This window comes from Stenotrophomonas sp. 364 (assembly GCF_009832905.1).
Lineage (GTDB): Bacteria > Pseudomonadota > Gammaproteobacteria > Xanthomonadales > Xanthomonadaceae > Stenotrophomonas > Stenotrophomonas maltophilia_AP.
Genome location: NZ_CP047135.1, coordinates 2,918,203 through 2,929,707, shown reverse-complemented (window position 1 = coordinate 2,929,707; position 11,505 = coordinate 2,918,203). Strand labels below are relative to the sequence as shown.

11 protein-coding genes are annotated in these 11,505 nt (G+C 68.4%); 5 read left to right on the top strand and 6 right to left on the bottom strand.

Going from position 1 to position 11,505, the window contains the following annotated elements; translation table 11 throughout:
* Position 1: 1 nt before the first annotated feature.
* On the bottom strand, positions 2-610 hold the full coding sequence (gene yjgA / locus GQ674_RS13390; protein ID WP_159497470.1) for a ribosome biogenesis factor YjgA: 609 nt from the start codon (positions 608-610) through the stop codon (positions 2-4).
* 69 nt (positions 611-679) lie between these two features.
* On the opposite strand from yjgA, the gene pmbA reads away from it, so the two are divergent.
* Complete coding sequence (gene pmbA, locus GQ674_RS13385; protein WP_159497469.1) at positions 680-2,047, top strand: metalloprotease PmbA; 1,368 nt, start codon at positions 680-682, stop codon at positions 2,045-2,047.
* A 78-nt stretch (positions 2,048-2,125) separates the two neighbouring features.
* On the top strand, positions 2,126-2,503 hold the full coding sequence (locus GQ674_RS13380; RefSeq protein ID WP_038687123.1) for a DUF4870 domain-containing protein: 378 nt from the start codon (positions 2,126-2,128) through the stop codon (positions 2,501-2,503).
* A 635-nt stretch (positions 2,504-3,138) separates the two neighbouring features.
* On the opposite strand, the gene GQ674_RS13375 is transcribed toward GQ674_RS13380, so the two are convergent.
* From GQ674_RS13375 to GQ674_RS13355, 5 genes are all read right to left on the bottom strand, one after another.
* Positions 3,139-4,017, bottom strand: coding sequence for a farnesyl diphosphate synthase (locus GQ674_RS13375; RefSeq protein WP_159497468.1), 879 nt, complete (start codon positions 4,015-4,017; stop codon positions 3,139-3,141).
* A complete protein-coding gene (locus GQ674_RS13370; RefSeq protein WP_128096457.1) occupies positions 4,007-4,267 on the bottom strand; it encodes an exodeoxyribonuclease VII small subunit in 261 nt (86 codons plus the stop codon). Before GQ674_RS13370 ends, GQ674_RS13375 begins: the two co-directional genes overlap by 11 nt.
* A gap of 36 nt (positions 4,268-4,303) precedes the next feature.
* Complete coding sequence (gene tilS / locus GQ674_RS13365) at positions 4,304-5,590, bottom strand: tRNA lysidine(34) synthetase TilS (protein WP_159497467.1); 1,287 nt, start codon at positions 5,588-5,590, stop codon at positions 4,304-4,306.
* A gap of 67 nt (positions 5,591-5,657) precedes the next feature.
* Complete coding sequence (locus GQ674_RS13360; protein WP_159497466.1) at positions 5,658-6,218, bottom strand: WG repeat-containing protein; 561 nt, start codon at positions 6,216-6,218, stop codon at positions 5,658-5,660.
* Positions 6,218-7,927 (bottom strand): alkaline phosphatase, encoded by a 1,710-nt coding sequence (locus tag GQ674_RS13355; RefSeq protein ID WP_159497465.1) that lies wholly within the window; start codon positions 7,925-7,927, stop codon positions 6,218-6,220. Before GQ674_RS13355 ends, GQ674_RS13360 begins: the two co-directional genes overlap by 1 nt.
* Positions 7,928-8,076: 149 nt before the next feature.
* Between GQ674_RS13355 and GQ674_RS13350 the strand changes: the two genes are divergently transcribed.
* The 3 genes from GQ674_RS13350 (at position 8,077) to GQ674_RS13340 (ending at position 11,500) form a co-directional block, all read left to right on the top strand.
* Positions 8,077-9,405, top strand: coding sequence for a dicarboxylate/amino acid:cation symporter (locus GQ674_RS13350; RefSeq protein ID WP_159497464.1), 1,329 nt, complete (start codon positions 8,077-8,079; stop codon positions 9,403-9,405).
* Between the two features lie 929 nt (positions 9,406-10,334).
* Positions 10,335-10,865 carry a hypothetical protein gene (locus GQ674_RS13345; RefSeq protein ID WP_159497463.1) on the top strand — a complete coding sequence of 177 codons (531 nt, stop codon included), beginning with the start codon at positions 10,335-10,337 and terminating at the stop codon, positions 10,863-10,865.
* Complete coding sequence (locus tag GQ674_RS13340) at positions 10,862-11,500, top strand: hypothetical protein (RefSeq protein ID WP_159497462.1); 639 nt, start codon at positions 10,862-10,864, stop codon at positions 11,498-11,500. The genes GQ674_RS13345 and GQ674_RS13340 overlap by 4 nt, the downstream gene beginning before the upstream one ends.
* The last annotated feature ends 5 nt before the right edge of the window (positions 11,501-11,505 follow it).

Genomic DNA, 11,505 nt, shown 5'->3' with positions numbered 1-11,505 from the left:
CTCAGTCTTCGGCGGTGTCGTCGTCGTGCTGGTCGTCCTGCTCTTCCAGGTCGTCGGCCGCGGTGAGGTTGGCGGCGTCCAGGCCAAGGGCGGCCGGCAGCAGCAGCGTCCGCAGCAGCTGGTAGATCTCGCGGTAGGCGCGCGGCGGCTTGTTCTTGGCCTTCTCGGCCTGGGCGTTGCGCACCAGCGTGCGCAGCTGCTGGCGGTCGGCATGCGGGTATTCGTCCAGCAGCGCGCCCAGCGCCTTGTCGCCGTCCTTCAGCAGGCGCTCGCGCCAGTCTTCCACGCGGTGCATGGTGGCCACTTCACGGCGCGAGGTTTCGCTGTTGGCGTCCAGCGCATCGCGGATGGCATCCAGCGCGGCATCGTCTTCGCGGCGCATGTGCTTGGCCAGGAACGCCAGCTGGCGCTTGTGGGCGATGTGCGCGGTGATGCGCTTGGCCTCGGCGATGTGCGGCAGCAGGTCTTCGGGCACCGGCACCCGGGCCAGCTGGGCCGGCGTCAGCGCGACCAGCTTCTCGCCGAGCGCCAGCACGTCCAGGGCGTCCCGGCGGTTCTGGCTACGGCTGATGTCTAGGAATTCACCGGTATCTTCGTCGCGTCCGCGCATCGTCTTATTTCCACATCCGTAAACTGTGCCCCGCGTTGCGCCAGGCACTCACCCGTACAGGATAAAGCATTGAACGTGATCTCCCCTGAAGTCTCCCCGGCCGACGACAGCCTGCAGCGCCTGGAGCAGCTGGCCGACATCTCCCAACGCCTGCTGGAACGGGCCAAAGCCATGGGCGCCAGCCAGGCCGAGGTCAGCTGCAGCGACGAGCGCGGCCTGGACGTGAATGTGCGCCTGGGCGAGGTGGAAACGGTGGAATCCACCCGTGACCGCGGGATCGCGGTGACCGTCTACTTCGGCCAGCGCAAGGGCAGCGCCAGTACCGCCGACCTGCAGGACGCCAGCCTGGAATCGACCGTCGCCCAGGCCTGCGCCATTGCCCGGCACACCGAGGACGATGCCGCCGCCGGGCTGGCCGAGGCCGCCCTGATGGCGCGCGAGTTCCCCGACCTGGACGGCTGGCACCCCTGGAACCTGGGGGCTGACCAGGCGCTGGACCTGGCCCTGGCCTGTGAGGCGGCCGGGCGTGAAGCCGATGGCCGCATCAGCAACTCCGATGGCGCCTCGGCCGCCACCTCGCAGAGCCTGTCGGTGTACGCCAATTCCCATGGCTTCATCGGCCGCGAGCGCAGCAGCCACCACTCGGTGGGCTGCGCGCTGATCGCCGGGCAGGGCGACGGCATGCAGCGCGATGGCTGGTACAGCAGCGCGCTGGCCCGTGAAGACCTGGAATCGGCCGCTGCGATCGGCCGCCGTGCCGCCGAGCGCACCGTGGCCCGGCTGCAGCCGCGGTCGATGGCGACCGCGCAGATGCCGGTGCTGTATTCGCCGGAGGTGGCGCGGTCGCTGATCGGCAGCCTGCTGGGTGCGGTTTCCGGCGGCGCGCTGTACCGGCGCGCCAGCTTCCTGCTCGACAGCGTCGGCACCCGCCTGTTCCCGGACTGGTTCCAGGTGGAGGAACTGCCGTTGCTGCGCCGCGGGTTGCGTTCGTCGGCCTTCGATGGCGATGGCGTGGCCACGCGCAATGCGGCGTTGATCACCGACGGCGTGCTGCAGCGTTACATCCTGGGCAGTTACTCGGCGCGCAAACTGGGCCTGACCACCACCGGCAACGCCGGCGGGGTGCACAACCTGAAGGTGGCGGCCAATGCCGGCGACCTGGCCTCCATTGCCCGGCAGATGGGCGAGGGCCTGCTGGTGACCGAACTGATGGGCCAGGGGGTCAACGGCGTCACCGGCGACTACTCGCGCGGTGCCGGTGGCTTCCGCGTGGAGAATGGCGAAATCAGCTATCCGGTGGACGGCATTACCATCGCCGGCAACCTCAAGGACATGTTCGCCAGCATCGAGGCGGTGGGCAGCGACGTGGACCGTCGTTCGCATGTGCAGGTGGGGTCGATCCTGGTCGGCCGGATGACCGTTGCAGGCAACGATTGACGTATCCTATCCCGGCTGCTCTGGCAGGCGGGGAGCCTGTCGCGCAATACCCACACACACCGAACAAGGAGTTTCACCGTGAGCGAATTCGACAACGTCACCGCCCCGCCGCCGGCCCCGACCGGCACCGCGCCGGCCGACCAGCGCACCATGGCGCTGGTGGCCCACATCCTGGGCATCTTCACCTGGTTCATCGGCCCGCTGATCATCTGGATGATCAACAAGGATGACAGCAGCAAGTCGTTCGTGACCGACCAGGCCAAGGAAGCGCTGAACTTCCAGATCACCATCACCATCGCGATGCTGATCAGCTTCGTGCTGATGATCGTGATCATCGGCGGCCTGCTGGCCCCGCTGGTCGGCATCCTGAACCTGGTCTTCTGCATCATCGCCGCGGTGAAGGCGAACAACGGCGAAGCGTACCGCTACCCGTTCACCCTGCGCCTGATCAAGTAATCAGACCCGCAGTGTGGAAACAAAAAGCGCCCGGCACTGCCGGGCGCTTTTTTGTGTGTTTCCCCTGAGCGGAAGCGGTCTGGCGCGCAGCCTGGTCAACACGCGAGGGTACTTGGAGATCGGGGTGACGCTTTCGCTGCAGGCGAGGGCGTGTGTCTTCGGTCGAGAATCGCGCGCGCCTCCGGGCCCCTTGGCGGCCGGCAGGCCCTTGTGCAAATGTCCCCCGGCGCCGGCCTGCGGCCGTCACCTCCTCCTTTATTTTGCCAAGGACCTGTCGGCCGCCAAGGGGCTGCACTTGCGGGATGTGAGTGTGGGCTTCGACGCCTGCTGGTGCTGCAGAGAGCTCTCTGCAGACGATGCGCATATGGGGTACGTCGCCACCGTGGGGGGGCGCTGTTTTGCAGTAATGCCTGCGTCCAGCACAGCCTCGCCGTACGTGGACGCCGCTGTTCACCCGCCACACGCCGAGCCGTTTGGCGGCCGGCAGGTCCTTGGCAAAATAAAGGAGGAGGGCGACGCGCAGGCGTCGGCCGGGGGACATTTGCGCAAGGGCCTGCCGACCGTCAAGCGGCCCCGAGCGCGCGCGCAACGGCTGAGCGAAGACACCGCACCCCGCCCCAACGGCGCCAGGCGCGTCAGTGATCGCGTTCGACCGCCAACCGTCCCAGCGCACGCAAGGCATCGGCGCGTTCGTCGTAGCCGGCCAGGCTGTCGTGCATGCGTTGGCTGAGTGCGGCCAGTTCGGCTTTGGCCCCGTCCATGCCGAGCAGGGCGGGGAAGGTCGACTTGGCCTGGGCCTCGTCCTTGCCCGCGGTCTTGCCCAACTGCTCGGAACTGGCCTCGACGTCGAGGATGTCATCGCGCACCTGGAACGCCAGGCCCAGCGCACTGGCGAAATCATCCAGCTGCAGCAGGTCGCTCTGCGGCGCATCGCCGCACAGCGCACCCATGCGCACGGCTGCGCGGATCAGCGCCCCGGTCTTCAGTGCATGCATGCGCTGCAGCGATGCCAGCGGCTGCGCATGACCGGTGGCATCGATGTCCAGCGCCTGGCCACCGCACATGCCGGCAGCACCGGAAGCGTGGGTCAGTGCCTGCAGACAGTGCACGCGCAACAGCGCAGGCAGCGCCGCATCAGCCAGCAGACCGAACGCGCGCGTCTGCAGCGCATCACCGGCGAGAATCGCGGTGGCTTCGTCGAACGCGATATGGGTGGTGGGACGGCCGCGACGCAGCGCGTCGTCGTCCATCGCCGGCAGGTCGTCGTGCACCAGCGAATAGGCGTGGATCAGCTCCACCGCCATCGCCGGTGCATCCAGTGCATGTTCGTCGGCGCCGAACACCTGGCCGCTGGCGTACACCAGCAGGGGACGCATGCGCTTGCCACCGCCCAGCACCGCGTAGCGCATTGCCTGGTGCAGGCGCTGCGGTGCGTGTTCGGGTGCAGGCAGGCTGGCGTCGAGCTGGCTTTCGATGCGGTCGCGCCAACGCGCGAACGTGGCCTCAACCATCATGGCCGGGCGGGTCGAAGCGTTCGGCGGTCTCGGGGCGGGCCGGGTCGCTGAGCAGACGCACGCGCAGTTCGGCCTGTTCCAGCGCCTGCTGGCACTGGCGGTACAGGCCGACGCCGCGCTCGTAGGCGCTGAGCGATTGTTCCAGGCTCAGATCGCCGGCTTCCATCTTCTCCACCAGCTGTTCCAGCTCTTCCAGCGACTGCTCGAAGTGGACGACCGGGGAGGTTTCGTTGGGGGACTTCTTGGGCATGGCGCAAGTGTGATGCGCCAACCCAGCGGGGTCAATTCAGGCCGCGCCCGGCGTCCAGCGCAGCTGTGCGTGGTGTTCATCCAGCCAATGCTGCAGCGGTGCGGCGATGACCCGGTCGCCGGCAGCCATCAGCACCTCCCCGTCGAACAACAGCGGAAGCTGGCGCCGCTGCCACGGCGGCAGCCCCCGTTGCTGCAGCAGGTCCTTGAGCGCGTGCGAATGGGTGCGCCCGGGCAGCTGGATACGCTCACCGCCGCGGCGCGCGCTCACCTGCAGCGGCGTGGCCAGCTGGCTGGCGCCCACCAGCTCCAGTTGGCCGCCGTCAGGCAACGCCAAGGGCGCACGGCCATCCCAGTGCACGCTCCAGTGCGGTGGCAACGCCAGCGTGGCCGACAGCAGGTGCAGTTCGCTGCGCCAACGGCGGATCCGCGCGCCCTGCCAGGCGAACTGGGCGTCGGCGTCGTGCGCGGCCGGCAGCAGGTCGCGCTCGATGGCGTCCACGCCAGCGGCCGGCAGCGGCGGCAGCCCGCAGTTGCGCACCCACTGGCGCAGCAGGCGGGCGCGGCGTTCGCGCGGCAGCCGCAGCAGGCGCGTGCCATCCAGCACGCCCGGGGCCAGGCTGCAGCGGCGCAGGGCGTCCTGGTCGGACACGTCCAGCAACTGCTGCGCCTGCGCGCAGAGTGCGGCGCTGCGCGCGAAGGCGGCATCGGCCTGCGGCCAGCGTTGCTGCAGCAGCGGCAGCACGTGCAGGCGCAGGAAATTACGGTCGGCCTCGTCGCTGGCATTGCTGGGATCGTCCACCCACTGCAGTGCCTGCGACTGCGCGTAGGCCAGCAGCGCCGCGCGCGGTACCTGCAGCAGCGGTCGCCACACCGTACCGGTGGCAAACGGCGCCTCGCTGCGGATCGCGGCCAGCCCATCCACGCCGGACCCGCGCAGGGCGCGCAGCAGGAACGTTTCGGCCTGGTCATCGCGGTGATGGGCCAGGGCCAGCTGTTCACCCGGGCGCAGGGCGGTGGCGAAGGCATCGCGGCGGGCATGGCGCGCGGCCGCTTCCAGGCCGTGGCCGCTGTCGCGGGCCACGTCGACGCCGATCACCTGCAGTTCGATCTTCCAGGCCGTACAGATCGCCTGGCAGTGCTGCGCCCACGCGTCGGCGGCCGGTTGCAGGCCATGGTGGACGTGCACCGCCCGCACGCCGGCATCGCGCTGCGCGGCCGACTGCGCCAGCCAATGCAGCAGCACGGTGGAATCGAGTCCACCACTGAAGCCCACCAGGACCGGGCGGGGCGCAGCAGACAGGTTGGGTAATGGCGACGACATCGGTTCAGGCAGGCTCAGGCAGGGAGGCAGTATCGACGCTGCGGGCCAGGCTCGCCACGCATGGGGATCAGGGCGTGGGTGGCTCGGGCACGCGGATGCCCTGGCGATTGATGTGGAACCAGTGGCCGCCTTCCACCGGCGTGTGGCCCTCGCCGTCAGGCGTGCCGGGGCGGCACCCCTCGCAGACCTGGGCAATGCCATCGGCGAAGGGCCAGGCAAAGTCGAACGTGGCCGGGAAGGCCTGTTCAAGCGCGGGGGTGAAGTAGCCGACGCGTGGGCCGACGCGGCCCCGCAGCAGCCCCTCTTCGACGTAGTCCGGCCCGCTGTCCCAGGTCAGCACGGCCTGGGTGCGGCCGGCACGGGTGACGTAATGAAAGCTGTCGGCGGCGTACACCGCCGCCAGTCCGTCGGCATCGTAGGGAAGGTCGGGCAGGACGTCCGCGGCGATCCGCGGCGCGCCGTCGACCACCTCGCAGCCGGGCAGCGGCCACAGCCCGTGTTCCTCGGTGAGGACCCGGCAAGCCGGGCCCTGGGCCAGCGCATGGCCGGTGCTGGCCAGTCCGGCCATCAACAGCAGGAACCGCACGTGGCGGCCCCTGCGGCGGGCGGCGGAGAGCCGGGCCGGCATCAGTTGGCGTCGGCCTTGCGCTCGAACGCCTTCGGCGTGGGCAGGTCCACCGGCACGCCCTTGGCGTCGCAGGTACCGGCCTCGCACAGGCGCTGGCGCAGGCGCGGGGTGGCCTGCACGATCATGTGGTAGATCGTGTTCTGTTCCATGGTGCCGCGGATGGCCTTGCTGCCCGGGCCGCGTGCCCAGATGCCGACGTCTTCGCCGCCATGGGTTTCGCTCTTGGTCGGTACCAGCGCTTCCTGCATGTGATCGGGGTGCTCGGTGTCCACGTGGCTCAGGTCCGGGCGGCCGGCGGCCGGGTCGAAGCTGCTCGGGTTGTGCGGGTACACCTTGGGGCCGGCCGGCTGCTGGTTGGTGGCGCCGGTGTAGCCGGGGCCGTTGGCATAGCTGAGCGTGGTATAGGGCAGGCCGAGGCCGTCGCGGGCCACGTCCAGGCCGCCCACGCCGTCTTCGCCGCCCTTGTCCTTGACCTTGCCCAGGATCGGGTTGCCGCGGGCCGGGTAGCCGACGAAGTTCAGGGTGTGCGAATGGTCGGCGGTGACGATGATCAGGGTGTCCTGGTCGGAGGTCGCCTCGACGGCCGCGCGCACGGCGTCGGACAGGGCCACGGTGTCGCTGAGGGCGCGGTACGCGTTGCCGCTGTGGTTGGCATGGTCGATGCGGGCGCCCTCGACCATCAGCACGTAGCCTTCCTTGTGCCGGGAGAGGGTGTTGATGGCGGCCTTGGTCAGCTCGGCCAGGCTGGGTTCGCCGGACGGGTCGTCCTTGCGCTCGATCTCATAACGCATGTGGTCCGGCTCGAACAGGCCCAGCAGTGCCGGGGCATTGCGTGCGGCCTGCAGCTGCTTGGCGTTCCAGACATACGCGCCCTGCGGGTGGGCCTGCTGCCATTCGGTGACCAGGCTGCGCCCGTCCAGGCGCTGGCCGACCTTGTCGTCGTACTCGGGATCGCGCTCTTCCACGGTGGTGAATTCACCGCGGCCGCCGCCCAGGGCGACCAGCGGGCCACGGCCATAGCGCGCGGTGGACAGCAGCTGCTGGGCGATGTCGGTGCAGCCGGCGGCCTTGGCGCCCTCGGGCACGTCGGTGTCATTTTCCCAGTTGCGCTCGGGGGAGTGCGCGTAGGTGGCCGCCGGGGTGGCGTGGGTCAGGCGCGCGGTGGAGACGATGCCGGTGGCCATGTGCGCGCTGTCGGCCAGCTGCAGCCAGGTCAGCAGGCCCTTGTTGAGGCTGTCGGCGCAGTCGTTGCGGGTGCCGGCACTGACGCCGATGGCGCCCATGTGGGTCTTCACGCCGGTGGTGATGGCGGTCATCGTGCCGGCCGAATCGGGGGTCTGCGAGTCGGTGTTGTAGGTCTTGCTGAACGCGGTGGCCGGGAAGCGCTCCCAGGACAGCAGGTTCTCTTCACCCGGGTTGCCGTTGCGCTGGCCTTCGAAGATCCGCGCGGCGGCGACCGTGGTGAGGCTCATTCCGTCACCCAGGAACAGGATGACATTCTTGGCCTTGCCGTCCATGGCGCCGCTGCCGGCGGCACGGGCGGCCCCGCTGCGGTACCACCACTGGGGGGTTTCACCGGCCGGGTGGGCGACGGCGGGAACATCGACGGCAACCGCGCCGGGGGCCGTGGCGGCGGGGGTGCTGGTGGCGCAGGCGCCCAGCAGCAGGGTGGTGGCGATGGCCGCCACCAGGGACGTGGAACGGGACATGGACAGGCATATCTCACAGGTGAATCGGGCGTTCATTATGCAGAACGGCGCAAGGCACGCCGATGACACGCTGATTTTCCGTGTGCGCCTCGTTCCGCAGGCGCGGTTGGGCTAAGGTGCCTAGCTGTCGAATTCTCTCTGGAAAGCTCATGAAGCTGGTTTCTGCGTGGTTGCGGATTCCGTTCTGGCAACGCGTGCTGGGCGGCTTCGTGCTGGGTGCGCTGGCCGGGTGGTTGCTGGGCCCGGCGGCCGAGGTATGGTTCGGTCCGTTGGGCGATCTGTACGTGACGCTGATCAAGATGATCGCGGTGCCGCTGGTGTTTTTCGCGGTGATCAATGCGATCTCCTCGCTGCACGGGCAGAAGTCGGTGGCGGCCCTGGGCGGGCGCACGTTCCTGTGGTTCATCATCACCGCGGCGCTGGCGGTCTGCGTGGGGCTGGCGGTGGGTACGATCCTGCAGCCGGGCACGGGCAACCTGAGCCTGAGCATGGACCACGGCTATACGCCGCGCGAAGTGCCCAGCGTGGTGAAGGTGCTGATGGACGTGGTGCCGTCGAATGTGTTCTACGCGCTGACGGGGATTGGCACGCGGGTGAACGCGGCCGGCGAGACGGTGCTGGCGGCGGGGCGCGGGTCGATCCTGCCGGTGATCTTCTTCGCGGGGCTGCTGGGCTTTGCGATGGTTAAGCTGGGCGACAAGGTGGCCGAGGCGCGCAAGCTGACCGGGCAGATGAGCGACATCATGATTCAGGTGACGCGCTTCGTGCTGGAGATGACGCCGCTGGGAACCTTCGGGCTGATTGCGGGGCTGGTGGGCAGTTACGGGTTCGAGAAGCTGCTGCCGCTGGGCAACTTCGTGCTGGCGCTGTACGTGGCCTGCGCGTTCCACATTGTGGTGGTGTACGGGGGGCTGTTGTTGTCGCACGGGTTGAATCCGCTGAAGTTCTTCCGCGGGGCGGCGCCGGGGATGCAGGTGGCGTTCGTGAGTTCGTCGAGCTTTGCGGCGATGCCGGCGGCGATGCGGTCGATCACGCACAATCTGGGCGTGAACAAGGATTACGCGTCGTTCGCGGTGCCGTTGGGCGCGAGCATCAAGATGGACGGCTGCGGCGCGATCTATCCGGCGTTGTGCGCGGTGTTCATCGCGCAGTACACGGGGGTTCCGTTGACGCCGGAACAGTACATCGTGGTGTTGATCGCGTCGGTGCTGGGCAGTTTCGGGACAGCGGGCGTGCCGGGCACGGCGGTGGTGATGGCGACGGTGGTGCTGAGTGCGGCGAACCTGCCGTTGGAGACGATCGGGTATCTGTACGCGATCGACCGGATCCTGGACATGATGCGGACGATGACCAATGTGACCGGGCAGATGCTGGTGCCGGTGCTGGTGGCCAAGGAGACCGGGTTGCTGGACAAGGCGGTGTACGACAACCCCTCCACCAATCTGGGCGTGGACGAGCTGGAAAAACGATCGTCCTGAGTGTCGCGTTCGATGGCGATGAGTATGGGCCCGCGAAAGCGGGCCTGTTTTTTTTTAGAAGCTGAAAGCAAATTCAACTTCAACAGCTCAAAGCCGGTGTCCGGGTGCTGCTGGGGTGGGTCGGCATGGGTGGGTATCCGGGACACGCCGCAAGTCCCGCTCCGCGGCCCGGCCCAGCCGCTGGCGGCTGTGCGTTCGGACGCATGCGAGGCAATGCCTCGCAAGCAATGCGTCCTCACCCGTGTAGGCTCCGTCGCGCCATCCATGGCGCTCAGGGTCCCGGCTACCCACCCATGCCGACCCATCCACACTGCGTGGGTGTGCAGAGAAGAGCATGAGCGCAGTGCACCCGCAAATGCACGCGCACTGCAGTCTGCAGTCCGCTTGCTAGCCGAGGCTTGGATCTGGCAATGGAGTCAGGGGAACGCCGCTGTTGCTTGTTGGCTTGCCCAAGGCCACCAGCAAACTGTCGAGGGATGGGGTGGGTGGGTTCACGGGACCCTGAGGCGCATGGATGCGCCGACGGAGCCTACACGGACGTACTTGCGGCGTGTCCCGTGAACCCACCCACCCCATCCCAGGTTGGGGGCACAGGGCAAACGACGCTTTTCGCCGCACCGCTTGCAACCACGCAACTGTAGAGACAGCACGCGCACTGCGGTAAAACAAAACGCGTGTGACCAACCTGACTACGCGCTGTAAACGGTGTATCAGCCGGTGTAACACACCTGATACACCCACGAAGAACCGCGCAGCGGCGGGCTTGTCGGTCGTGTGATGCGCTTGTTCAGCAGATGTTATCTCCAACGAATCTGTAACAACGCTGTTGCGCTGTTACACCCGTAGTGGCGGCGAAGGCCCGTATTTGCTGGCGCGCGGAGTTGGCACGATTGCTGCGTTACCCCTCCGCACGTTTCGAGGAGGGCGCCATGGACAGCGTTGCCGCACACCGCACCACCACCGCCGCACTCTGGCTGCTGGCCACCGCGCTGGCCCTGCCGATGGCCGCCCAGGCCTCCGGCGCACGCCAGGGCGTCAAGGCGCAGCCCGGTGAAATCGTCCTCCTGCGCGATGTCTCCGCCCGGCCCGCGTACCGGCCCGCGCCTCCCGGCATGGCCCTCATCGCCGACCCCTCGCCCAAGCGCGAAGTAAACCAGGCCCTGGGCACCTCCACCGGCATGGACGAACTCAGCGACGACGACTATGCCTCGCTGGGCTCCAACACCGGTGCCGCCGTCACCCACACCCAGACCACCATCGAACGCGTCACCGGCACCAACGTCACCTCCACCTTGGGCAAAGTGACCGACAGCGGCGTGCTCTCCGGCGGCCAGCTCAGCAACGCCATCGGCGGCCCCATGGGCGCCGTCACCGGTGCCACCCGGGGCATCGGCGACCAGGTGCGCGGCGCGCTCGCGCAGTTCCCGCTGGGCCAACCTGCGGGCGGGCCCGGCAAATGAACCGCCTGCATCGCACCCTGTTGCTGGCCACCGTCATCGCATCACCGCTGCCGCTCCACGCGCAGCAGGCCGATGACTATGCCGCCATGCTCTCCTACCTCAACACCAGCCGCATCGACGGCCGCGCGCTGTCCGGCGCCGACGGTGCCATCACCGTCAACATGACCGCCGGCGACCTCAACCAGCAGGCCAACCTGCTCGGCATCGCCAACGGCTCCAACGCACACATTGCCATCAACGCCCGCCAGCAATACAGCGCCAACCAGGTGCTCGGCGACGGCCCGATGGACGCCAGCGCCAGCATCGGCGGACAGGCACTCAGCGGCGCCCGCGGCGTCGCCATGATCAACCAGGCCAGTGGAACCGGCAACGCGACCATCAACGTCGTCACTGCCACGCTGGCGCAACAGGGCATACGCGAGTCGAACGACGAGGCCCTGGCCTCATCGGGGGCGCTCGTGTCAGCAGGGGGGCAGGCGGCCGCTACTCGCGGCCGGCCGGCCGGAACCCGCAGCGTGGCGGTGGAAGCCACCGCGCTGCAGGGCTTCGACGGCGTCCTGCAACTCAATCAGATCGCGGGATCCGGCAACGCCACCGCCAATCAACTGAGCATCTCGGTGCAGTCCACCCCGTGAGTAGT

What these genes read in the sequence shown, in the direction of transcription:
- tilS (WP_159497467.1), bottom strand. Translation starts at nt 5,590, where the DNA reads ATGTCGTCGCCATTACCCAACCTGTCTGCTGCGCCCCGCCCGGTCCTG.
- GQ674_RS13340 (WP_159497462.1), top strand. Translation starts at nt 10,862, where the DNA reads ATGAACCGCCTGCATCGCACCCTGTTGCTGGCCACCGTCATCGCATCA.
- GQ674_RS13360 (WP_159497466.1), bottom strand. Translation starts at nt 6,218, where the DNA reads ATGCCGGCCCGGCTCTCCGCCGCCCGCCGCAGGGGCCGCCACGTGCGG.
- GQ674_RS13370 (WP_128096457.1), bottom strand. Translation starts at nt 4,267, where the DNA reads ATGCCCAAGAAGTCCCCCAACGAAACCTCCCCGGTCGTCCACTTCGAG.
- GQ674_RS13355 (WP_159497465.1), bottom strand. Translation starts at nt 7,927, where the DNA reads ATGTCCCGTTCCACGTCCCTGGTGGCGGCCATCGCCACCACCCTGCTG.
- yjgA (WP_159497470.1), bottom strand. Translation starts at nt 610, where the DNA reads ATGCGCGGACGCGACGAAGATACCGGTGAATTCCTAGACATCAGCCGT.
- GQ674_RS13375 (WP_159497468.1), bottom strand. Translation starts at nt 4,017, where the DNA reads ATGATGGTTGAGGCCACGTTCGCGCGTTGGCGCGACCGCATCGAAAGC.
- GQ674_RS13350 (WP_159497464.1), top strand. Translation starts at nt 8,077, where the DNA reads ATGAAGCTGGTTTCTGCGTGGTTGCGGATTCCGTTCTGGCAACGCGTG.
- GQ674_RS13345 (WP_159497463.1), top strand. Translation starts at nt 10,335, where the DNA reads ATGGACAGCGTTGCCGCACACCGCACCACCACCGCCGCACTCTGGCTG.